The sequence below is a fragment of the Thioalkalivibrio sp. XN279 genome, assembly GCF_011089885.1.
Taxonomy (GTDB): Bacteria; Pseudomonadota; Gammaproteobacteria; order Steroidobacterales; family XN24; genus XN24.
The window spans coordinates 104,886-127,283 of sequence record NZ_JAANBD010000027.1; the positions used below are offsets into that span (position 1 = coordinate 104,886).

Here is a 22,398-nt window from a genome sequence, read left to right on the forward strand (position 1 = left end):
GGGTGACGGCCCCCGTCAGGCGGCGAAGTGCTCCCGCGTCGGCATGAAGCGGATTTCCGGCCAGCGCTCCTGGGTCAGCTGCAGGTTGACGCGCGACGGCGCGACATAGACCAGCGCCCCGGCGTGGTCCACCGCGAGGTGCTCCGCCGCCTTGTTGCGAAACTCTTCCAGCCGCCTGGCGTCGTCGGCGTACACCCAGCGCGCCGTGGCCACGTTGATGTTCTCGAAGCGGCACTCGACGCCGTATTCCTCCTTCAGGCGCCAGGCCACGACGTCGAACTGCAGCGGGCCGACGGCGCCGAGAATGACGTCGTTGTTGCGCATCGGCCGGAACAGCTGGGTGGCACCCTCTTCGCACAGCTGGTCGAGCCCCTTGTGCAGCGCCTTGGCGCGCAGCGGGTCGCCGAGCACGGCGCGCCGGAACAATTCCGGGGCGAAGTTCGGGATACCGGTGAAGGTGAGCTCCTCGCCCTCGGTGAAGGTGTCGCCGATGTTGATGGTGCCGTGGTTGTGCAGGCCGAGGATGTCCCCCGCCCAGGCCTCTTCCGCACGCTCGCGGTCCGAGGCCATGAAGGTCAGCGCGTCGGCGATACGCACGTCGCGGCCGAGGCGCACGTGGCGCAGCTTCATGCCCCGCGTGTAGTGCCCGGAACAGATGCGGAAGAACGCGATGCGGTCGCGATGGGCCGGATCCATGTTCGCCTGGATCTTGAACACGAAGCCGGTGAGCGCAGGCTCGCCCGCGTCGACCTCCCGCGTGGTGGTGGGCCGGTGCATGGGCGGCGGCGCCCACTCGATGAACCCGTCCAGCAGTTCGCGCACGCCGAAGTTGCTGATGGCCGAACCGAAGAACACCGGTGTCTGCAGGCCGCCGAGATAGGCGTCGAGATCGAAGTCGTCGCAGGCCTCGCGCACCAGCTCGACCTCCTCGCGGAAACCGTCCGCGCTACTCCCCAGCAGGGCCTCGGCGGCCGGGGAGTCCAGCCCCTCGATGACGTCGGTATGACCCGCCGCGCCCTTCGCGGCCTCGCGATAGACGTAAATGCGGTCCTGCAGGAAATGGTAGACGCCGCGGAAGTCGCGTCCCATGCCGATCGGCCAGGTCACCGGCGTACAGCGGATCTTCAGCACGCGCTCGATCTCGTCCAGCAGTTCCAGCGGCTCGCGCCCGTCGCGGTCGAGCTTGTTGATGAAGCTGATGATCGGCGTGGTGCGCAGCCGGCACACCTCCATCAGCTTGATGGTGCGCTCCTCCACGCCCTTGGCGGCGTCGATCACCATCAGCGCGGAGTCCACCGCGGTGAGGGTGCGGTAGGTGTCCTCGGAGAAGTCGGCGTGGCCCGGCGTGTCGAGCAGGTTGATGACCCGCTCCCGGTAGGGAAACTGCATCACTGACGAGGTCACCGAGATTCCGCGCTGCTGCTCCAGCGCCATCCAGTCGGAGGTGGCGTGGCGCTCGGCCTTGCGACCCTTGACGGAACCGGCCATCTGGATCGCGCCGCCGAACAGCAAGAGCTTTTCCGTCAGCGTGGTCTTGCCCGCGTCCGGATGCGAAATGATGGCGAAGGTGCGTCGCCGCGCGACTTCGGGGGGTAGTGAGCTCATGTGACAGTTGCGGCCGTCCGGCCGCCGGGGTTGACAGGGCGCGGCATTCTAGCAGGAAGCGCCCTCAGGGCGTGCGCGCCAGCACCAGCGCATCCTCGCGCCCGTCACCGCTGCGGTAATAGCGCGGGCGCACGCCGATACGCCGGAACCCGTTGCGCAGGTACAGCTCTATGGCCCGCTTGTTGGAGGGGCGGACCTCGAGGTAAATCACGCGTGCCTTCTGCGCCTGCGCCGTTTCCAGCACGTGCTCCAGCATGAAGCGTCCCAGGCCCTGCCCCTGGGCCTGCGGATCGAGACACAGGTTGAGGAGATGCGCCTCGTCGGCGGCCATGGACACGATGGTGTAGCCGAGCACGCGGCCGTCCTGCTCCACCACGTCGCACTCGTAGGGCACCCGCAGGCAATCGATGAAAATCCCGCGCGACCAAGGATAGACGTAGGCCCGCTGCTCGATGTCCCAGACCGCCTCGAGGTCGGCCTCGGTCATCCGGCGCATGCGCGGCACCGCCGGCTCGACGGCCGCGCTCATGCCCCCTCCGCCGCCGCCATGGCCAGCACCAGGTCCCGCCAGGCCTCTGCCTTCGCCTCGGGGCGGCGCAGCAGGTAGGCGGGGTGCCAGGTCACCACCAGCGGCGTGCCGGAGGGCTCGTGACGATGGATCTTGCCGCGCAAGCGTCCGACCGGCGCATCGGTTTGCAGCAGCCGCTGTGCGGCGACACGACCCACGGCCAGGATGATTTTCGGTCGCAGCAAGGCGATCTGCCGGTCAAGGTAGGGCGCGCAGCACGCAGCCTCCTCGGGCTGCGGATCACGGTTTTCCGGCGGTCGGCACTTCACCACGTTGGCGATATAGACCTGGCTGCGCGCATGTCCCGCGGCGGCCAGCATGGCGTCCAGCAGCTTGCCCGCCCGGCCGACAAAAGGCTCGCCGCGGCGATCCTCTTCGGCGCCGGGGGCCTCGCCGATCACCAGCCACTCGGCCTTGCGGTTGCCGACACCGAATACCGTCCGGCTGCGCCCGGCATGCAGCGGGCACAGGACGCAGGCGCTGACCCGGGCTTCGAGCGCGTCCCACTCCAGGCTCCCGACCTCAGCATCGGACCCGGCGTCCTCGGCCGCCGGCGCCCGTGTCGCGGGCGTCGTGTCCCGCAGTTCCGGGGGCGCACCCGGCAGGACGCTGCCCGGCCGCCGTGCCCAGGCCGGGAACCCCATGGCATGCAGGCAGGCGATGCGGCGCGGGTCCACCTCAGTCCGACTCCGGCCCCTCGGCATCACTCGCCTCCTGCCGCGCCAGCCGGCGGCGCCGGCGCCGGCTCCAGCGCCATGCGGCGAGCGCGGGCGCCGACAGGGCGTAGCCGAGGAAGAGCAGGAACAGCACCGTGGGCGGATTGAGGCTGATGAGAATGAAAATGGCCGGTATGAGCAGGGCGTAGCCGAAGGGGATGCGTCCGCCGAGGTTGAAGTCCTTGCCGCTGTAGAAGGCGAAACGGCTCACCATCAGCCCGCCGGCCCCGGCCGTAATCACCAGCGCGACGATCATCGTGAAGGCACCCGAGGCTTCCAGCACGGTGCTCAGCCATACCAGGCCGGCCACCAGCGCCGCCGCGGACGGGCTCGGCAGACCTTCGAAATAGCGCTTGTCTGCGCTGCCGGAGCGGGAGTTGAAGCGCGCCAGGCGCATCGCTGCCGCCACGGCAAAGAAGAAAGCCACCAGCCAGCCCAGCTTGCCCCACAGCCAGCCGAGTTCCTGCAGCTGCCGCGCGCCCCAGGAATAGAACACCAGGGCCGGCGCCAGGCCGAAGGACACCATGTCGGCGAGGCTGTCGTACTGCTTGCCGAACTCGCTCTCGGTGCTGGTCATGCGCGCTACCCGCCCGTCCATACCGTCCAGCGCGCCGGCGATGTAGATGGCGATCGCGGCGGTGACGAAATTGCCGTCCATGGCCGTGACCACGGCGGCGAAGCCGGCGAACAGGGCGCCGGTGGTGATCAGGTTGGGCAGGATGTAGATGCCCTTGCGTGGCGGGCGGGAGTCGTCCATGGGATGTCGCGGGCTGTATGGACCCGACATTTACTCATTTCGAGCCCCGGATTTCCAGCGCTCAGCCCTGCTCCAGCCAGGGCATGAGCGCGCGCAGGCGCGCCCCGACCGCCTCGATCGGGTGTTCCTCGGCCGCTTTGCGCCATGCAGCCAGGGTCGGTGCGCCACGCGCCATCTCGGCGCCGAGCTCGGCGGCAAAGCGCCCGTCGCGAATCTCCGCCAGCATTTCGCGCATCGCCTGGCGACTCTGCGCGCCGATCACGCGCGGACCGCGGCTGGCGTCGCCGTAGGCGGCGGTACTGGAGATGGAGCGCCGCATGCCGGCGATGCCGCGGCTCTGCACCAGGCCGGCGATGAGCTGCACCTCGTGCAGGCAGCAGAAATAAGCCAGTTCCTCCGGATAGCCGGCCTCAGTGAGGGTTTCGAAGGCGGCGGTGATGAGCTGGCCGAGCCCGCCGCACAGCACGGCCTGCTCGGCGAAGAGATCGGTCTCCGTCTCGGCGCTGAACGTGGTCTGGAACACCGCCGCGCGGGCATGCCCGTCGGCCGTGGCATAGGCGCCCGCCACGGCCGCGGCCTGCCCGCTGGCGTCCTGGTGCACCGCCAGCAATGCCGGCACGCCGCGCCCGAGTTCGTACTGGCGGCGCACCTGCTCGCCGATGCCCAGCGGCGCCACCATGACCACGTCGAGATCGGCGCGCGGCAGCAGCTTGCGGTAGTGGATGTTGTAACCGTGCGCGAACAGCAACGCGCTGCCCGGCCTGAGCGCGGGCGCCAGCGTTTCCGCGTACAGGCGCGGCTGGACCTCGTCGGGAACCAGCATGGCGCACACATCGCAGGCGCGCGCCGCGGCGGCGGGGTCCAGTACTTCCAGCCCCTCGCGGGCGCACTCGGCGCGGTGCGGCGAGGCGTCCCGCAAACCCACCACGACATCGATCCCGGAATCACGCAGGTTCAGCGCCTGGGCCCGGCCCTGGGCGCCGAAACCGAGCACCGCGACGCGGCGCCCGTCCAACGCCGCCGGGTCGAGCCTGTCAGGCGACAGCGGCGCCATGCTCACCGGCCGCCCTGCGCCGAACTGTACCGGCAGCCGGGCCGGCCTTTAGAATGCAGCCTTCGTGGCCGGGCTGCCGGCCGCCGATCCGTACGTAACAGCAAAGGCATCCTGATGCGCCTCTCCGAGTTCCCGCTCAACACTCTAAAGGAAGTCCCCGCCGGCGCGGAAATCGTCAGCCACCAGCTGATGCTGCGCGCGGGGCTGATCCGCCAGCTCGCCTCGGGCCTCTACACCTGGCTGCCGCTCGGCGTGCGGGTGCTGCGCAAGGTCGAGGCCATCGTGCGCGCGGAGATGAACCGCGCCGGCGCCCAGGAAATGCTCATGCCCATGGTGCAGCCGGCCGAGCTGTGGTGCGAATCGGGCCGCTGGGACCACTTTGGTCCCGAGCTGCTGCGGCTCAAGGACCGTCACCAGCGCGACTTCTGCCTCGGCCCGACCCATGAAGAGGTGATCACCGACCTGGCCCGGCGCGAGCTGAAAAGCTACAAGCAGCTGCCCATCAACTGGTACCAGATCCAGTCCAAGTTCCGTGACGAGATCCGCCCGCGCTTCGGCGTCATGCGCTCGCGCGAGTTCATCATGAAGGACGCGTACTCCTTCCACCTCGACGAGGCCTGTCTCGGGCGAACCTACGAAAAAATGTACGCAGCCTACGGTCGTGTCTGCGACCGGCTGGGCCTCGCCTACCGCGCGGTGGAAGCGGACACCGGCAGCATCGGCGGCAACCTGTCGCACGAGTTCCACGTGCTGGCGGAGTCGGGCGAGGATGCGATCGCGTTTTCCAACACCTCCGCTTATGCCGCCAATGTCGAGCTTGCACCCGCGCTGCCGCCGGCCGCGCCGCGCGCCGTCGCGACGCGGGAAATGGAGCGGATCGCCACACCGGGCGTGCGCACGATTGCCGAGCTGACCGCCTTCCTCGGCATCGGCCCCGAACAGTGCCTGAAGACGCTGATCGTCCAGGGCGAGGACGGCGGCGCGGTGGCACTGGTCATTCGCGGCGACCACGAACTGAATGCCGTGAAGGCGGAAAAGCTGCCCGGCGTGGCGTCGCCGCTGCGCATGGCCACCCCCGAGGAGGTCCGCGCAGCTGCCGGATGCGAGCCGGGCTTCGTCGGGCCGGTCGGTCTTGCGCTGCAGGTCTACGCCGACCACGCCGCGCTCGCCGCGGCCGATTTCACCTGCGGCGCCAACGAGGCCGACACCCACCTGGCAGGCGTCAACTGGGGCCGCGACCTGGCGGAGCCGGCGGCCGCGGACATCCGCAACGTGGTCGCTGGCGACCCCAGCCCCGATGGCCAGGGCACGCTGGAGATCGCACGCGGCATCGAGGTCGGCCACGTGTTCCAGCTGGGCCGCAAGTACAGCGAGTCCATGGGCGCATTGGTGCTGGACGCCGACGGCCGCGAGCAGGCGATGTGCATGGGCTGCTACGGTATCGGCGTCACCCGGCTGGTGGCGGCCGCGATCGAGCAGCACTTCGACGAGCGTGGCATCGTCTGGCCGGAGACCATCGCCCCCTTCCAGGTTGCGCTTGTGCCGATGAACCTGCACAAGAGCGAGGCCGTGCGCGCGGCGGTGGAACCGCTCTACGATGCGCTGCTGGCCGCCGGCGTGGAGGTCCTGCTGGACGACCGCGACGTGCGCCCGGGCGTGAAGTTCGCGGACATGGAACTGCTCGGCATCCCGCACCGCGTCGTGGTCGGCGAGCGCGGCCTCAACGAAGGCACGCTCGAATACCGCGCGCGCCGCAGCGAAGAGAACGAGGCGCTGCCCGTGCAGGGTGCCGTCGAGGCCCTCGTCGAGCGCGTGCGCCAGGGAATCGCCCGGCACACGCCATGAGGCGGCTGCTCACGGCGCTGCTCCTGCTCGTCAGCGCGCCCGTGTGCGCGGACCGCGCCGAGGCGCCGGTCGACCCGGAGCTGCGCGATGCCCTGCGCAGCGCGGTGGAGATGGCCGACAGCTTCGCCGACCGTTTCGACGCCGAGGTCTGGCTCACCGACATGTCGGCGCGCCTGGCGCGCCAGGTGCCCGACGAGGACGAGCGCATGCTCATTCTCAGGCTGGTGCACCGCCATGCCGAGATGTTCGAGCTGCCGCCGGAGCTGGTCATGGCCGTGATCGACGTGGAGAGCAATTTCGACCGCTACGCGATTTCCTACGCCGGCGCGCTCGGGCTGATGCAGGTCATGCCCTTCTGGCGCGAAGAGATCGGGCGTCCCGACGACAACCTGCACGATATCGAGACCAACCTGCTCTACGGCTGCCGCATCCTGGCCTATTACCTCGAGAAGGAAAAAGGCGACCGGCGCGCGGCGCTGGCGCGCTACAACGGCAGCCGCGGCCAGCGCTGGTATCCGGACCGGGTCTTCGACCGGCTGAGCACGAAGTGGTATCGCTACTGACCCCGGCCGTCCCGGGGGCACGGGCTCACGCGGTGGCGAAGCCGGCGGGCAACGGCTGCGGCAACGCGACCGGCGCTACGCTGACGGCATCCACCCGGGCCGCGGGCGGCCCCTGGTGCAACCACGCGCACAAGGCCTCCACTGCGTCCTCGGCCCCCACGGCCAGGACTTCCACCGTGCCGTCGGGGAGGTTGCAGGCATACCCGCGCACGCCCAGTTCGCCGGCGCGCCGCGCGGTGCTGGCACGGAAGAACACGCCCTGGACAAGACCGGTGACGATGCAGCGCCGGGCGACCAGCACCCGCGCCTCAGTTCTCGTTGACCTGGGAAGCGCGCAAGGCCTCGGCGGCGCGGCGGCGCGCCTCGCGCGCATCGTGGCGCGCGCCCGAGTAAGCTCTGATCTGCAGCTTCTGTTCGGCGCTGCTGAGCAGCCGTTGAGCGTCGCTGAGGGCCCCGGGCGCATGCTCGCGGGCGCCGGCCTCCTCTGCCGCCTGGATGGCCTGGCGGGCGTCGCTCATTTCCTGGACCGGCGCGCCGGCGCATGCAGCCAGCAGCAGCAACGCGGCCACGGCCGTCAGGCGCGCCGCCATGCTCCTTGCGCCGGGGGCGTTGATCATAGGTGAAGCCACTCTCAAGCAACTGGCCGTGCGCAGAAACTAGCAGTCACCGCTTTGGCGAGTCAAGCTGTGGCAGAACGTGCCAGGGGCAAAAAACTGGAGTCAAATCATGGCAGTGACGATCTATCATAATCCTCGTTGTTCAAAGTCGCGGCAAACACTCGAGCTGCTTGAAGAGCGCGGCATCAAGCCGCGCATCGTGGAATACCTGAAGTCCCCGCCGGACCGCGCCACCCTGCAGTCGCTGCTGCGCAAGCTGGGCATGCCCGCGAGTGCGCTGGTGCGCCGCAAGGAAGAAGAGTTCAAGGCCCTCGGGCTCGACCGCCCCGGCACCAGCGAGGACGCGATGCTGGACGCTCTCGCCAGCCACCCGCGGCTGCTCGAACGGCCCATCGTCGTCTGCGGGCGCAAGGCGCGCATCGGGCGGCCACCGGAAGCCGTGCTCGAGATCCTGCCGTGACGCGGGTCCTGGTGCTGTTCTATTCCCGCCATGGCAGCACGGCGGCCTTGGCGCGCCAGGTCGCCCGCGGCGTGGCGAGCGTGAGCGGAGCCGAGGCCATACTGCGTACCGTGCCGCCGGTGGCGCCGGAAACCCGGGCGGCCAGCCCGCCGGTACCCGAGGAAGGCGCGCCTTACGCCACGCTGGCCGACCTCAGGGAGTGCGACGCCCTGGCCATGGGCAGCCCGACCCGCTTCGGCAACATGGCGGCGCCAATGAAATACTTCCTCGACGGCACCAGTGAGCTGTGGCTGGAGGGCGCGCTGTCAGGCAAGCCCGCGGGCGTGTTCACCTCGACGTCGACGCAGCACGGCGGCCAGGAAAGCACGCTGCTCACCATGATGGTGCCCCTGTTGCACCACGGCGCGCTGGTGCTCGGGCTCCCGTACACGCTGCAGCCGCTCAGCGACACCCGCAGTGGCGGCACGCCTTACGGGCCCTCCCACGTGGCGTCCAGCGCAGCCGGCAACCGCCTCGATGAACACGAGCAGGCGCTGGCCCGCGCCCTCGGCCGCCGCCTCGCGGTCGCGGCAATCGCGCTGGCCGGACACCGGGACGGCCTGCGTTGAACCGCATGGCGACCGCCAGGGCCGTCGCCCTGCTCGCACTGGCCGGCACGGTGGTGTGTGTGGCCGGCTGGCTGTTGCCCCAGGCCGCCGCCAGCGGCTGGCCCGGTACGGCGATCCTGCTGCTGGTGCTGGCGCCGCTGCTGCTCGGGCTGCGCGGCCTGGCGCTGGCGCGGCTGCGCACAGCGCGTTGGTTGAGCCTGCTGCTGCCCTTCTACGGCGCACTGTTCCTGGTCGGCGCCGTGGGCAATCCGGACGCGCGCGGCTGGGTCAGCGCCGGCGCCTTCTCGGCGACGCTCGCCTTCGGCGCCGCGGTGGGGTGGATCAGGCGCGGGGCTCCCGACGCTCGCTCGCGATGACCTCGCGCACGAAGGGCGTGGTCAGCCGCCGGCCCGCAGCCAGCGAGGCCGTGTCCAGGCGGTCGAGCCAGTCGCACAAAGCGCGCATGTCGCGCGGCAGTCGCTTCATCAGGTAGCGCGCCACGTCCTGCGGCAGCTCCAGGCCGCGATGCGCAGCCCGCCGGCGCAACGCGGCGACGCGAGCCTCGTCGTCCAGCGGCAGGAGATGGAACACTCCGCCCCAGGCCAGGCGAGAGGCCAGGTCGGGCAACTCGAAAGCGAGCGTGGCCGGCGCCGCTGCAGCGCTCACCACCAGGCATCCCCGCCGCTCCCACAAGGCGTTGAAGAGGCCGAACAGCGCCAGTTCCCAGTCGCGCCGGCCCAGCAGGCGATCGACGTCATCAATGCAGACGAGGCCGCGCTCCTCCCATCCCGCCAGGGCGTCGGGGCCGGCCGGCAGCAGCTCGGCCGCGGGCAGGTAAGCTGCGCCGGGGCGCGCCGCGCAGGCGGCCTGCAGCAAGTGGCTCTTGCCGCACCCTTCCGGCCCCCAAAGCCAGGCCGCGGGCCCGGGCCGGCCGGGATCCGCCAGCCATGCCACCACCGCGCCGTTCGGTCCCGGCTCGAAGGTGTCGAAAACCGCGAAGTCCCGCAGTCGCACCGGCAGGGGAAGCTGGCGCATCAGCGGCCCGCAGCGCGCGCCCGCGCACCCCAGCGCACGACGTAATCGACTCCGCTGGTGACCGTGGTCGCCAGCACGCACCAGCCCAGCGCGGCGATGATCGCCGGCGCCGGGACGCCGAATGCCAGCTTCGCCAGGGTCAGGATCACGTAGCTGAGCTGGAGCATGGAATTGAACTTGCTGATGGCGGTGGGCTCCGCCTCGAAGGCGCCGATGAGCCAGTGATACAGTCCGGCGCCGGCCACGATCACCAGGTCGCGGGCCACCACTGCCGCCAGCAGCCAGTCCGGCACGTACCCGGCCAGCCAGAGCGTGACGAAACCGGTCACCAGCAGCAGCTTGTCGGCCGCGGGATCGAGCATGCCGCCAAGGCGGCTCTGCCAATGGAAGCGCTTGGCGAGAAAACCGTCCACGCCGTCGGTGAGGCCGGCGATGAAGAACAACACCAGCGCCAGCTCGTAGCGGCCGGTGACCACGCCCCATCCCACCGGCAGCGTCAGCAGGATGCGCAGCACGCACAGCAGGTTCGGGATGTCGCGGGCCCTCATCGGGACACGCGGTAGCGCAGGCCCGGCTCGCCCGGCACAGGGGACTCGCGAGAGAGGACGCGCCCGAGCCCGATGGCCTCCTCCAGGGCCGCGGAGTCGCCGCGCAGGGTGAGCCTGAACAGCACCTCCTCCCCCTCCACGCGCTCCACCGAACATGACTCGACTGCCGTGAGACGCTCGAGAAAACGGAGCACGCGGGCGTAGTCTGCCGTGGTCTCGATCCCGCCCACTGCCAGGCGCACGGTGGCGGACTCGCCCGAGGACACGACGGCGAACCGCGCGGCGAACAAGTCCGCGACACGGTCGACGCTCTCCTCGAGCCCGCCGCTCCAGCGCTGCGACCCGCTCTCGTCCAGCAGCGTCCAGCGCGCGAACCCGGGATCGCTCGCGTCCACGCGCCCCACCAGCACGGCGTCAGCGCCGTATCTCGCCGACGCCGCCAGGATCGAATCCTCGAACCCGCCCCACACCTCTGCGAACGAGGCCCGCGCCCGGTCCTCTGCATCCATGAGCGGGAACATCACCGGGATGCCCCGCCGCGCGGCGGCAGCGAGGAGCGTGTCGCGCAGGCGGGTTTCGACCTCGGATTCGGCGCCGGAAGACAGCACGAAACGCCGCCCGCCGCCTGCGTCGACCGCCACCCACAGCAGGGTGGCGGGCCGGTCCTGACCCCATACCGGCAGCCCGGCTTCGCCAAGCGCGCGCTCCAGCGCCGCACCATCGAATGCCACCCACAGCTTGCCGGGGGCCGGCTGACGGAACTGCTGCGCATAGCTTGCCGCGTTGTCCAGCACGGCGCGGGCCTCGGCCCGGCCGGCGATGTCGCGACGCCCCGTGACGCGCACCAGGACCTGGCCGAGCGCAGCGGCGAAGGCCTCGCTGCGGTCATCCTCGAAGACGCCCTCGGCGTCGTACAGGCCGTCCACGCGATCGGCCGGCAGGGGACCGGCGGCCAGCAGCAGGGCTGCGCCCGCGAGCGCAGGCGCGTGAGAAAGAAAACGGATGAAGCGGCGCACTTTCGGAGTATCCTGCCTCGCGTCGAAGCGTCGGATAAAATAACACGCCACCGCCCCGGCCGGGGCCGCAACTGGATGTCATTCCCATGAGCGATCACACTCCGCTGACGTACAAGGACGCCGGCGTCGACATAGACGCGGGCAACGCCCTGGTCGAGCGCATCAAGCCCGCCGTGCGGGCCACCCATCGGCCCGGCGTGCTGTCCGGGATCGGCGGCTTCGGCGGGCTGTTCGAGGTTCCGGCCGGTTACCAGCGCCCGGTACTGGTGGCGGGCACGGACGGCGTGGGCACGAAACTGAAACTGGCCATCGAGACCGGCAGGCACGACACGGTCGGCATCGACCTCGTGGCGATGTGCGTAAACGACGTCATCGTGCAGGGTGCGGAACCGCTGTTCTTCCTCGATTACTACGCCACCGGGCGCCTCGACGTCGACGTCGCCGCCAGCGTGATCGCGGGCATCGCCGCGGGCTGCCGCCAGGCGGGCGCGGCGTTGCTCGGCGGCGAGACGGCGGAGCTGCCCGGGTTCTACGAGGGCGGCGAATACGACCTGGCCGGCTTCTGCGTCGGCGTGGTGGAGCATGACCGCATCATCGACGGTGCCCGCGTCGCCCCCGGCGACGCCGTCGTCGGCATCGCCTCCTCCGGGCTGCACTCGAACGGCTACTCGCTCGCCCGCAAGGTCCTGGCGCGCAGCGGTGCAGGCCCGGACACCCTCCTCGAGGGCCGTTCCCTGTTCGATCAACTGCTGGCGCCGACGCGTATTTACGTCAAGCCGCTGCTGGCCCTGCTGGGCGAGGTGGAGGTGCATGCCATGGCGCACATCACCGGCGGCGGCCTGCCGGAGAACCTGCCGCGGGTGCTGCCCGAGAACACCACCGCCACGATCGACACACGCAGCTGGCGACGTCCGGCGGTGTTCGACTGGCTGCAGGCCGAGGGCGGGATCGCCGACGCCGAGCTTTACCGCACCTTCAACTGCGGTCTCGGCATGGCCGTGGTGCTGCCGGCCGCACAGGCGCAGCGCGCCATCGAAGTGCTGGCGGCGCACGGCGAGCAGGCCTGGCTCGCAGGGCGGATCGAGGCCGGTGAGCGCAAGGTGGTGCTGGCCTGATGCCACGCCCCGCGCTGCCCGTCGCCGTGCTCGTTTCCGGCTACGGCAGCAACCTGCAGGCCCTGCTCGACGCCCGCGCCGCGGGACGCCTGCCGGTGGACTTCCGGCTCGTGGCCTCGGATCGGCCAGAGGCCCAGGGCTTGGCACGCGCGCGCCGCGCGGGCGTACGGGCCGAGGCGGTGGCGCCCGGCGCCAGCGCCGATCGCGCCGCCTGGAATGAAGCACTGGGCGCGCTGCTGGCGGATTCCGGTGCGGAACTCGTCGTGCTCGCGGGCTTCATGCGCGTGCTGGCGCCAGAACTGGTGCGGGCCTGGGAAGGGCGCATGCTCAACATCCATCCTTCGCTGCTGCCGCGGCACCGCGGCCTGCACACCCACCGCCGCGCCCTGGAGGCCGGTGACCGCATGCACGGCACCAGCATCCATTTCGTCACGGAAGAGCTCGACGGCGGCCCGGTGGTCCTGCAGGCGCGCCTGCCGGTACTGCCGGGTGACGACCCGGAGGGCCTGGCCCGGCGCGTGCAGGCCCGGGAGCACGATGTTTACCCGCGCGTGGTGCGCTGGGCGGCGGAGGGCTGGCTGCAGTGGCGCGCAGGCCGGCCCTGGCTGTACGACCGCCCGCTGCACCGGCCGGTGGTGGTCTGAGCGCGGGGCGCCTCAGGCCTTGGGCAGGGTGACCCCGCGCTGGCCCTGGTACTTGCCGCCGCGGTCCGCGTAGGACGTCTCGCACACCTCGTCCGACTCCAGGAACAGCATCTGCGCCACGCCCTCGTTGGCATAGATCTTGGCCGGCAGCGGCGTGGTGTTGGAGAACTCCAGCGTGACGTGCCCTTCCCACTCCGGCTCCAGCGGCGTCACGTTGACGATGATGCCGCAGCGCGCGTACGTGCTCTTTCCCAGGCAGATGGTCAGGACGCTGCGCGGGATGCGGAAGTACTCCACCGTGCGCGCCAGGGCGAAGGAATTGGGCGGGATGATGCACACGTCGGCGCTGACGTCGACGAAGCTGGAGGCGTCGAACGCCTTCGGGTCGACCACCGCCGAGTTGATGTTGGTGAAAATCTTGAAATCCGGCGCGCAGCGCACGTCATAGCCGTAGCTGGAGGTGCCGAAGCTGACGACCTTGCGGCCGTCCACCGCCCGCACCTGGCCCGGCTCGAAAGGCTCGATCATGCCGTGCGACTCCGCCATGCGGCGGATCCAGCGGTCGGACTTGATGCTCATCAGTCGTCCTCGAAGCTGATGGTGGGGAACTTGGCGCCGGGAAGCGCGCCGCCCGCCGCCAGCCGGGCGCACATGCGCCGCGCGATGTCGAGATAGGCGCGCGCCGCGGGGCCTTCGGGGTCCGCCACCACCGAGGGCTGGCCCGCGTCGGCCTCCTCGCGGATGTGGATGTCCAGCGGCAGGTTGCCCAGCAGCGGCACGCCGTACTGCTCCGCCATGCGCTCGCCGCCGCCGGTGCCGAAGATCGGCTCCTGGTGGCCGCAGTTTGAGCACACGTGCAGGCTCATGTTCTCCACGATGCCGAGCACCGGCACCTTCACCTTCTCGTACATGCGCAGCCCCTTGCGCGCATCGAGCAGGGCGATGTCCTGCGGTGTCGTGACGATGACCGCGCCGCTGACCGGCACGCGCTGCGACAGCGTCAGCTGGATGTCGCCGGTGCCCGGCGGCATGTCCACCATGAGGTAGTCGATGTCGCCCCAGTCGGTGTCGCCGAGCAGCTGCTGCAGGGCCTGGGTCACCATCGGCCCGCGCCAGATCATCGGCTGGTCCTCGTCGATGAGGAAGCCGATCGACATGCACTTCACGCCGAAGGCATCGAGCGGGCGGATCCGCTTGCCGTCCTCGCTGGTGGGGCGCCGGCCGGACAGCCCCAGCATGCGGGGCTGGCTCGGGCCGTAGATGTCCGCGTCGAGGATGCCGACCTTGGCGCCTTCCGCCGCCAGGGCCAGCGCCAGGTTCACCGTGGTGGTGGACTTGCCCACCCCGCCCTTGCCGGAGGACACGGCGATGATGTTGCGGATCCCGGGCAGGGGCGACAGGCCCGGCTGCACGGACCGCGTCTCCACGCCCCACTCGGCCTCGACCTTCACCCGCGACACCCCGGGCAAGCCGCCCATCAGCGCGCCGAACTCCTGTTCCAGCTCCCGGGCGTAGCGATCCGCGGGAAAGCCGAGGCGCAGGCGCACGCGCAGCTCGCCGTCCGCCAGGCTGAGGTCGGTCACGGCGCCGGCCGAGACCAGGTCCTGCTCGATAACCGGATCAACGCGCTCCGCCAGCAGCGCGCGCGCGCGTTCGATGGTTTCCTGGGTCATTTGCATCCCCGCAGATTGCCTGCTTGCCGTTGAGAGGCGCGCATTGTAGCCGACAGCGCGGGAGCGGGCAGCATGGCTTGGACGGTTGCCGGTCCCCGGTGTACTGTACGGGGTTCGCAGCCCCCCGGGCATGCCGTGGAGCCGAGGCTCCGCGCGGCGGTCCCGGGGACTTAGAATGCCGCTGGTGGAAGCCGGAAAGACTGCTTGATCGACCTCAGGCCCAAAGCACAGACCCTGCCTGCGCAGCTCGACCGCGCCCCCGGCGCGCCGGTGCCGGCCGCCGCGAGGGGCGCCTCGTGAACCCGTTCGGCGGCCTGTTCGCCGAGCGCCTGCTGGCGCGCATACGCACACCGCAAGACCTCGACAGCCAGTCGGGACGCAAGGCGGTCGCCCGGTTGCGCAAGATCGGCGCGCCGGCACTGCGCAAGACCGTCGCAGAGCTGGAAACGGCGGATGCGACCCGGGCCCAGGCCCTGTCACGCGTGCTCGGCATCCTGGTCTCTGCCAAGACCCTGCCTGATGCCGTCGAGCTGATGGTGTCGAGCAACGCCAAGGCCTTGCAGGGCCTGGTGTGGGCGCTCAGCAACAGTCGCGATTACAACCCGAACAAGCTGCTGGAACACCTGACGGACGAGAACGCGCCGCGCCCGGCCTTGCTGGAGATCCTGGGCGCGCAACAGGACCGGCTCGAGGTGCGGGCCCTGCTCAACCGGGCCTACCAGGCCGAGGCCACGGAAAAGGCCGCCCTGTTCAAGCTGGTTGCCGGGGCCGCCGACGAGAGCGTGGTGCCGGAGCTCATGAGCCGCCTCACCGGCAAGGACGTGGGCGCCAAGGCGCACATCATCGAGATCCTGTCCCGCTTCGACCGGCTCGACGTCCAGGACGCCCTCGAGCGCGAGCTGCAGAGCGACAACAAGCTCATCCGCCAGGCCGCGCTCACGGCGCTGGAGAAAATGAGCGGCGAGCCGAATATCGGCCTGCTGTGCGCGCTGCTGCGCGACCCCGACCTCGGGGTGCAGAACCGCGCCGTCGAGCTGATCATCGCCAAGCGCCACCCGAAGACGCTCAAGCATCTCGTGGAAGTGCTCAAGGATGAGTCCGATTTCGCGCGCCGCGCGGCGGTGGAGGTCCTCAACGAGATCGGTGACCAGGATTCCATCAAGGACCTGCTGAGCGCGCTCGGCGACGATGACTGGTGGGTGCGTGCGCGCGCCACCGACGCCCTCGCCCGCATCGGCGGCCCACGCGTCATCGACGCCGTGCTGCGCCTGATCAACGACAAGGACGAGTCCGTGCGGCGCGCCGCCGTGGAGATCCTCAACACCACGAAAGACGAGCGCGCCGTGCAGCACCTCATCGCGGCGACGCGGGACGAGGACTGGTGGGTGCGTGAGCGGGCCGCCGATGCGCTCGGGGCGATCGGCGACGAGCGTGCCATCCCCGCGCTGGTGGAGATGCTGGGCGCGGAGCCCCGCTCCATGCCCGCGGCGATCCGGGCGCTCGCCAGGGTCGCCGGCGCGGCCGCCGTGCCGCACCTGAAGCCGTTGCTCGACCACAAGGACAAGGAAGTGCGCATCGAGGCCATGAAGGCGCTGGCCGAGGCCGCCGATCCCGCCGAGGCCGACACGGTCATAGCGCGCCTGGCGCGCGAGAGCGGCTCGCGCGACCCGAGCGTGAGTGAGGCGGCCGCCTCCGCGGTGCAGCGCCTGCACGAGCGCACCGGCACCTCCACGGGCACCCTGTCCGGCGCTCCGGGCGCCGGGGGCGGCGGCGAGGGCGCGCTGGGCGAAGGCAAGGACTGGCGCGAACTGCTCAAGGCGGCGGCACAGTACGGCCAGACGCTGGACATCACCAAGCTCGAGGCCGGCGATCTCATCGACGGCCGCTACAAGTTCCTCAAGCAGATCGGCAAGGGCGCCTTCGGCACCGTGCTCCTGGTGGAGGACCAGGTGGTGGAAGAAGAGCTGGTGCTGAAGTTCCTCAACCCGGGCGTGGCCCAGGACGAGGAGATGATGAAGCGCTTCATCCACGAGTTGCGTTACTCGCGCAAGATCACCCATCGCAACGTGATCCGCATTTACGACTTCCTCGCGCTGGGCGGTTTGTACGCCATCTCGATGGAGTACTTCGATTCGCACGCCCTGGCGGAGGAACTCAAGGAGGAGAAGCCGCTGCCTCTCGACACGGCGCTGCGCTACGGCACGGACATTGCCACCGGCATGTTCGTGGCGCACCAGGCGGGCGTGGTCCATCGCGATCTCAAGCCGGCCAACGTGCTCATCGACGACAGCGGCCTGCTGAAGATCGTGGACTTCGGCGTCGCCGCGGCACGCGCCACCGGCGACACGCAGCTCACCCGCACGGGCTATGTGATAGGCTCGCCGAAGTACATGGCCCCGGAGCAGATCCTGGGCAAGAAGGTCGACGAGAAGGCGGATATCTACAGTCTCGGCGTCATCCTCTACGAGATGCTTACCGGCTTTGCGCCCTACACCCGTGGAGACCACATGTCGGTGATGTACCAGCACGTTCAGGGCAAGGCCAAGCAGGCCCGCGAGCTGAACCCGAACATCCCCGGGGAACTCTCGGACATCATCGCCCGCTGCATGGCCGTGGACAAATCCAAGCGCCTCGGCAGCATGGACGAAGTGCGCACCGCGCTCGCGCCCTTCTTCGGCATGGAGAGCTAGGCCCTGGCGAGAATCGACGCCTTCCTGCAGCTGGCCATGGCGCAGGGCTGCTCCGACATCCACCTGGCGGTGGGCGTGCCGCCGATGCTGCGCCTGCGCGGTGACCTGCTGCCGATCAAGTTCCGCGACCTGTCGGCGTCGGAGCTGGAAAGCTACGTCACGGAGATCCTTACCCCGGCGCAGAAAGACGTCTTCCGCCAGGGGCACGACCTCGACTTCTCCTACGTCAGCGGCGAGGGCGGACGCTTCCGCGTCAACCTGTTTCGCAAGGACTCCGGGCCCGGGGCCGTGTTCCGCTACATCCCCGCCGAAGTGCCCACGCTCGAGTCCCTCGGCCTGCCGCCCATCATCCGCAAGCTGTGCGACTACCACCAGGGCATGGTGCTGGTCACCGGGGCCACGGGCACAGGCAAGTCCACCACGCTGGCGGCGATGATCGATTTCCTCAACTCGACCCGCAAGATGAACATCATCAGCCTCGAGGACCCGATCGAGTTCGTGCACAAGTGCAAGAGCTCCCAGGTCATCCAGCGCGAGCTGAACACCCACATGCGGAGTTTTGCGGACGGCGTGCGTGCGTCGCTGCGCGAGGATCCCGACGTCATCCTGGTGGGCGAGATGCGTGACGCCGAGACCATCAGCATGGCGATGACGGCGGCGGAGACCGGGCACCTGGTGCTCGGCACGCTGCACACCACCGGCGCGGTCAAGACCATCGACCGCATCATCGACGCGCTGCCGGCGAACCAGCGCGAACAGACCAAGAGCTTCCTGTCCCAGAGCCTGGTGGCGGTGATCACCCAGGTCCTGGTGAAGACCGCCGACGGCCGCAACCGCAAGGCCATCCACGAGATCATGATCCGCAACAAGGCCATCGCCCGGCTGATCATGAGCGACCAGACACACCTCATCCCTTCGCAGCTGCAGACCGGCAAGGAGCTGGGCATGCAGCTAATGGACCAGGCGCTGCTGGAAGCCATCCAGCGCCGCGAAATCGATCCCGACGACGCCTACCGCTTCACCACCGACAAGAAGCAGTTCGCGCGCTTCGTCACCGACACCGGCATCCTGCCGAAGCTGGACCTGGCCGAATGAGCAACGGCGCCACCACCATCAGCGGCCGCCGCAGCGACCTTGTCGATCGCCTGCTGCGCATGACCGTCGAGCGCGGCGGCTCGGACCTGCACCTCATCGCCAACTACCCGCCGCGCTTCCGCCTGCACGGCGACCTGCAGGTGCTGGAGCCCAGGCCGCTCGACGAACAGGAGCTGACCGGCAATCTGCAGGCCATCGCCACCACGTTGGCGGCAGCCACTTTCGATCGCGAGGACCAGGCCGACTTTGCCTACTCGCTCGAGGGTCTGTCGCGCTTCCGCGTCAACGTGTTCCGGCACCTCGGCGGCATGGGCGCGGTGATTCGCGCCATCCCCTCGGAGGCTGTGACCCTGGAGTCGCTCAAGCTGCCGGAAGTGGTGCGCAGCCTGTGCCAGCACCGCCAGGGCATGATCCTCGTCACCGGCAAGACCGGCTCGGGCAAGTCGACCACGCTGGCGGCGATGATCAACGAGATCAACCGGGCGCGAAAGGGCCACATCATCACCATCGAGGACCCGATCGAGTTCCTGCACAAGCGGATCGGCTGCCTCATCAGCCAGCGCGAGGTCGGCAACCACACCCCCAGCTTCTCCGAGGCGCTGCATTCGGCCTTGCGCGAGGACCCGGACGTGGTGCTGGTGGGCGAGTTGCGCGACCTGGACACCATGGCCACGGCGATCACCGCGGCGGAGATGGGCATCCTGGTCATGGGCACGCTGCACACCAACGGCGCCGCAGCCACCGTCGACCGCATCGTGCACGCCTTCCCGCCCGACAAGCAGCCGCACGTGCGCACCATGATGTCCACCTCGCTGCGCGGCGTCATTTCGCAGCAGCTGTGCCGGCTCAAGGCCGGCGAAGGCCGGGTGGCGGCCCTGGAAATCCTCATCAACACGCCCGCCGTGGCCAACCTGCTGCGCCAGGGCAAGCTGGACCAGCTCGAGACTGCCATGCAATCGGGCTCCGCGGTCGGCATGCGCACCATGGACGCGGCGTTGCAGGAGCTCCTCGACCGGCGCTTCATCACCGCCCGCGAGGCGTACGACAAGGCCATCTCCAAGGAGCGCTTCCGCAAGCGCGCGGAGGAGTCCGAGCCGCCGCCGGTCCGTCCCGGGGGCTGAGCCCCGGATATGGCATAATTTCCCGCTTATCATCGGCGGGAAGCCACCATGAGCGACAGCCGCGAAATCCTCGTCACCAGCGCCCTGCCCTACGCCAACGGCCCGCTGCATCTCGGCCACATGGTCGAGTACATCCAGACCGACATCTGGGTGCGCTTCCAGCGCATGCGCGGGCATCGCTGCGTTTACGTGTGCGCCAGCGACGCCCATGGCACGCCGATCATGCTCAAGGCCCGCCAGGACGGCATCACGCCGGAAGCCCTGATCCGGCAGGTCCACGCCGGGCAGGTCGAGGACTTCGCCGGCTTCCACGTCAGCTTCGACAACTACCACACCACGCACTCGGACGAGAACCGCGCGCTGGTGGAAGAAATCTTTGCCGCGCTCGAGGCCCGGGGCCATATCGAGAGCCGCACCATCCGCCAGTCCTACGACGAGCAGGAGCAGATGTTCCTGCCGGACCGTTTCGTGCGCGGCACCTGCCCGCGCTGCGGCGCCGCCGACCAGTACGGCGACAGCTGCGAAGTCTGCGGTGCCACTTACCGTCCCGCCGAGCTGCTCGACCCGGTCTCGGTGTTGTCCGGCACGCGGCCCGTGGAGCGGGAATCCGCGCACCTGTTCTTCAAGCTGGGGAACTTCGAGGCCCTGCTCAAGTCATGGATGGCTGAAGGGCGCCTGCACGACAGCATGCGCAACAAGCTGGAGGAATGGTTCGAGGCCGGGCTGCAGGACTGGGACATCAGCCGCGACGCACCCTACTTCGGCTTCGAGATCCTGGGACGGCCGGGCAAGTACTTCTACGTCTGGCTGGACGCCCCCATCGGCTACATCGCCAGTTTCCGCCACCTGTGCGACCGGCGCAGTGACCTGGACTTCGACGCCTGGTGGCGCCCGGGCAGCGACAAAGAGCTGTATCACTTCATCGGCAAGGACATCGTGTATTTCCACTCGCTCTTCTGGCCGGCGGTGCTGCACGGCTCCGGCTTCCGGATGCCGACGGCGGTCTTCGCCCACGGCTTCCTGACCGTGAACGGCGAGAAGATGTCCAAGTCGCGCGGCACTTTCATCCGCGCCAGCACCTGGCTGGAGCATCTCGACCCGGAGGCGCTGCGCTACTACTACGCCACCAAGCTCGGCGCCGGGCCGGAGGACATCGACCTCAACCTCGACGACTTCGTGCAGCGGGTCAACTCCGACCTGGTCGGCAAGCTGGTGAACATCGCCAGCCGCTGCGCCGGCTTCATCCACCGCGTCGCCGGCGGGCGACTCGCGGCCGAGCTGCCCGAGCCCGAGCTGCAGGCGTCGCTGGCGGCGGCCGGGCCGGACATCGCGGAGTACTTCGAGCAGCGTCGCTACGGCCAGGCCATGCGCCAGGTCATGGCGCTGGCGGATCGCGTGAACCAGTACATCGACCGCGAGAAGCCCTGGGTCGTGGCGAAGGAAGCCCGGCGCGAGCGCGAGGTGCAGGCGGCCTGCACCCAGGGCCTGAACGGTTTCCGCACCCTCGTGACCTACCTGAAGCCCGTGCTGCCCCGCCTGGCGGCGGCGTCGGAGGCCTTCCTGCGCTGCCCGCCCATGACCTGGGCGGATGCCGGGCAGCCGCTGCTCGACCACGAGATCGGCCCCTTCGAACCGCTCATGCAGCGGGTGGACCCGAAGGCGGTGCAGGCCCTGCTCGACGCCTCGCGCGACAGCCTGGAGAAGAAGCCGGCGCCGCAGCGGGCGGCGGCGGCGCCGGCGCCCGAAGAAGGGCCGGAGGAAATCGGCATCGACGAGTTCCTCAAGGTGGACCTGCGCGTGGCGCGCATCGTCGCAGCCGACTACGTGGACGGCGCGGACAAGCTGCTCAAGCTCACCCTGGACCTGGGCCACAGCCAGCGCCAGGTGTTTTCCGGCATCCGCTCCGCGTATCGCGCCGAAGACCTCCCGGGACGGCTGACGGTGGTGGTGGCCAACCTGAAGCCGAGGAAAATGCGTTTCGGCCTGTCCGAGGGGATGGTGCTGGCGGCCTCCGGCGGCGACGGCATTTTCCTGCTCGCGCCCGACAGCGGGGCCGAGCCCGGCATGCGGGTCACCTGAAACGTTGACGGATCCGGACCCGACGGCGATGCAAGAACTGGCGCTCATACTCGTGGCCACCGTGCTGGTGAACAACTTCGTGCTGGTGAAGTTCCTCGGCCTGTGCCCGTTCATGGGCGTGTCGCGCAAGCTCGAGACCGCCGCGGGCATGGCGCTGGCCACCACCTTCGTGCTCACGCTGTCGTCCGTCTGCAGCTACCTGGTGCAGGAGTTCCTCCTCGCGCCACTGGGTCTCGAGTACCTGCGCACCATCGCATTCATCCTGGTGATCGCCGGCGTGGTGCAGTTCACCGAGATGGTGGTGAAGAAAACCAGCCCGCTGCTCTACCAGGTGCTGGGCATCTACCTGCCGCTGATCACCACCAACTGCGCGGTCCTCGGGGTCGCCCTGCTCAACGTGCAGGAAAGCCACGGCTTCCTCGAATCCTTCGTGTACGGCTTCGGCGCCGCGGTGGGCTTCTCGCTGGTACTGGTGCTGTTCGCCGGCGTGCGCGAACGTGTCGCGGCGGCGGACGTCCCGCTGCCTTTCCGTGGCGCCTCCATCGCGCTGGTCACGGCCGGGCTGATGTCGCTGGCCTTCATGGGTTTCGCCGGCCTGGTGCGCGGCTGA

General features: G+C 69.6%; 23 protein-coding genes and 1 pseudogene. 12 read left to right on the forward strand and 12 right to left on the reverse strand.

Annotated features, from left to right (window positions below):
• Positions 1–15: 15 nt before the first annotated feature.
• From G8346_RS07450 to ilvC, 5 genes are all read right to left on the reverse strand, one after another.
• Entirely contained in the window at positions 16–1,605 is a 1,590-nt protein-coding gene (locus G8346_RS07450; protein ID WP_166049792.1) for a peptide chain release factor 3, read from the reverse strand.
• Between the two features lie 64 nt (positions 1,606–1,669).
• Positions 1,670–2,134, reverse strand: coding sequence for a ribosomal protein S18-alanine N-acetyltransferase (gene rimI / locus G8346_RS07455; RefSeq protein ID WP_166049794.1), 465 nt, complete (start codon positions 2,132–2,134; stop codon positions 1,670–1,672).
• Entirely contained in the window at positions 2,131–2,877 is a 747-nt protein-coding gene (locus G8346_RS07460) for a uracil-DNA glycosylase (protein WP_370520562.1), read from the reverse strand. The genes rimI and G8346_RS07460 overlap by 4 nt, the downstream gene beginning before the upstream one ends.
• Positions 2,852–3,646 (reverse strand): phosphatidylcholine/phosphatidylserine synthase, encoded by a 795-nt coding sequence (locus G8346_RS07465; RefSeq protein WP_166049797.1) that lies wholly within the window; start codon positions 3,644–3,646, stop codon positions 2,852–2,854. The genes G8346_RS07460 and G8346_RS07465 overlap by 26 nt, the downstream gene beginning before the upstream one ends.
• 61 nt (positions 3,647–3,707) lie before the next feature.
• The gene (gene ilvC / locus G8346_RS07470) at positions 3,708–4,700 is read right to left on the reverse strand and encodes a ketol-acid reductoisomerase (RefSeq protein ID WP_166050607.1); all 993 of its coding nucleotides are present in this window, start codon (positions 4,698–4,700) and stop codon (positions 3,708–3,710) included.
• Between the two features lie 114 nt (positions 4,701–4,814).
• Between ilvC and G8346_RS07475 the strand changes: the two genes are divergently transcribed.
• On the forward strand, positions 4,815–6,545 hold the full coding sequence (locus tag G8346_RS07475) for a proline--tRNA ligase (protein WP_166049799.1): 1,731 nt from the start codon (positions 4,815–4,817) through the stop codon (positions 6,543–6,545).
• Positions 6,542–7,108 carry a lytic transglycosylase domain-containing protein gene (locus tag G8346_RS07480; RefSeq protein ID WP_166049801.1) on the forward strand — a complete coding sequence of 189 codons (567 nt, stop codon included), beginning with the start codon at positions 6,542–6,544 and terminating at the stop codon, positions 7,106–7,108. Before G8346_RS07475 ends, G8346_RS07480 begins: the two co-directional genes overlap by 4 nt.
• A gap of 25 nt (positions 7,109–7,133) precedes the next feature.
• Here the strand turns inward: G8346_RS07480 and G8346_RS07485 are convergent, their stop codons facing one another.
• Positions 7,134–7,481, reverse strand: coding sequence for an acylphosphatase (locus tag G8346_RS07485; RefSeq protein ID WP_166049802.1), 348 nt, complete (start codon positions 7,479–7,481; stop codon positions 7,134–7,136).
• A complete protein-coding gene (locus tag G8346_RS07490; RefSeq protein ID WP_166049805.1) occupies positions 7,417–7,698 on the reverse strand; it encodes a DUF4398 domain-containing protein in 282 nt (93 codons plus the stop codon). The genes G8346_RS07485 and G8346_RS07490 overlap by 65 nt, the downstream gene beginning before the upstream one ends.
• A gap of 136 nt (positions 7,699–7,834) precedes the next feature.
• On the opposite strand from G8346_RS07490, the gene arsC reads away from it, so the two are divergent.
• From arsC to G8346_RS07505, 3 genes are read left to right on the forward strand one after another with little or no spacing between them, the layout of a single operon-like run.
• Entirely contained in the window at positions 7,835–8,185 is a 351-nt protein-coding gene (arsC, locus tag G8346_RS07495) for an arsenate reductase (glutaredoxin) (protein ID WP_206202640.1), read from the forward strand.
• Positions 8,182–8,793 (forward strand): NAD(P)H:quinone oxidoreductase, encoded by a 612-nt coding sequence (wrbA, locus tag G8346_RS07500; protein ID WP_166049807.1) that lies wholly within the window; start codon positions 8,182–8,184, stop codon positions 8,791–8,793. Before arsC ends, wrbA begins: the two co-directional genes overlap by 4 nt.
• Positions 8,794–8,798: 5 nt before the next feature.
• Positions 8,799–9,149, forward strand: a complete 351-nt coding sequence (locus G8346_RS07505; RefSeq protein WP_240901387.1) for a DUF2069 domain-containing protein — start codon at positions 8,799–8,801, stop codon at positions 9,147–9,149.
• Here the strand turns inward: G8346_RS07505 and hda are convergent.
• The 3 genes from hda to G8346_RS07520 are packed head-to-tail and all read right to left on the reverse strand — an operon-like array spanning position 9,115 to position 11,371.
• The gene (gene hda, locus G8346_RS07510) at positions 9,115–9,807 is read right to left on the reverse strand and encodes a DnaA regulatory inactivator Hda (protein ID WP_166049811.1); all 693 of its coding nucleotides are present in this window, start codon (positions 9,805–9,807) and stop codon (positions 9,115–9,117) included. The genes G8346_RS07505 and hda overlap by 35 nt on opposite strands.
• Positions 9,807–10,355: a CDP-alcohol phosphatidyltransferase family protein gene (locus G8346_RS07515; protein ID WP_166049813.1), complete on the reverse strand. Its 549-nt coding sequence runs from the start codon at positions 10,353–10,355 to the stop codon at positions 9,807–9,809. The genes hda and G8346_RS07515 overlap by 1 nt, the downstream gene beginning before the upstream one ends.
• A complete protein-coding gene (locus G8346_RS07520) occupies positions 10,352–11,371 on the reverse strand; it encodes a DUF2066 domain-containing protein (RefSeq protein ID WP_166049814.1) in 1,020 nt (339 codons plus the stop codon). Before G8346_RS07520 ends, G8346_RS07515 begins: the two co-directional genes overlap by 4 nt.
• An 86-nt stretch (positions 11,372–11,457) precedes the next feature.
• Between G8346_RS07520 and purM the strand changes: the two genes are divergently transcribed.
• A complete protein-coding gene (purM, locus tag G8346_RS07525) occupies positions 11,458–12,486 on the forward strand; it encodes a phosphoribosylformylglycinamidine cyclo-ligase (RefSeq protein ID WP_166049816.1) in 1,029 nt (342 codons plus the stop codon).
• Positions 12,486–13,130, forward strand: coding sequence for a phosphoribosylglycinamide formyltransferase (purN, locus tag G8346_RS07530; RefSeq protein WP_166049818.1), 645 nt, complete (start codon positions 12,486–12,488; stop codon positions 13,128–13,130). Before purM ends, purN begins: the two co-directional genes overlap by 1 nt.
• 12 nt (positions 13,131–13,142) lie before the next feature.
• On the opposite strand, the gene dcd is transcribed toward purN, so the two are convergent.
• A complete protein-coding gene (gene dcd / locus G8346_RS07535; RefSeq protein ID WP_166049820.1) occupies positions 13,143–13,709 on the reverse strand; it encodes a dCTP deaminase in 567 nt (188 codons plus the stop codon).
• Entirely contained in the window at positions 13,709–14,809 is a 1,101-nt protein-coding gene (gene apbC, locus G8346_RS07540; protein WP_370520563.1) for an iron-sulfur cluster carrier protein ApbC, read from the reverse strand. The genes dcd and apbC overlap by 1 nt, the downstream gene beginning before the upstream one ends.
• Positions 14,810–15,099: 290 nt before the next feature.
• Between apbC and G8346_RS07545 the strand changes: the two genes are divergently transcribed.
• The 5 genes and pseudogenes from G8346_RS07545 (at position 15,100) to rsxA (ending at position 22,398) form a co-directional block, all read left to right on the forward strand.
• Positions 15,100–17,493: a sister chromatid cohesion protein PDS5 gene (locus tag G8346_RS07545; protein WP_166049824.1), complete on the forward strand. Its 2,394-nt coding sequence runs from the start codon at positions 15,100–15,102 to the stop codon at positions 17,491–17,493.
• 24 nt (positions 17,494–17,517) lie between these two features.
• Positions 17,518–18,588: a type IV pilus twitching motility protein PilT gene (locus G8346_RS07550; protein WP_255453985.1), complete on the forward strand. Its 1,071-nt coding sequence runs from the start codon at positions 17,518–17,520 to the stop codon at positions 18,586–18,588.
• Positions 18,585–19,709 carry a type IV pilus twitching motility protein PilT gene (locus G8346_RS07555; RefSeq protein WP_166049826.1) on the forward strand — a complete coding sequence of 375 codons (1,125 nt, stop codon included), beginning with the start codon at positions 18,585–18,587 and terminating at the stop codon, positions 19,707–19,709. The genes G8346_RS07550 and G8346_RS07555 overlap by 4 nt, the downstream gene beginning before the upstream one ends.
• 39 nt (positions 19,710–19,748) lie before the next feature.
• Positions 19,749–21,788: pseudogene (gene metG / locus G8346_RS07560) on the forward strand (methionine--tRNA ligase); the annotation flags it as partial.
• A 28-nt stretch (positions 21,789–21,816) separates the two neighbouring features.
• Positions 21,817–22,398, forward strand: coding sequence for an electron transport complex subunit RsxA (gene rsxA, locus G8346_RS07565; protein WP_166049830.1), 582 nt, complete (start codon positions 21,817–21,819; stop codon positions 22,396–22,398).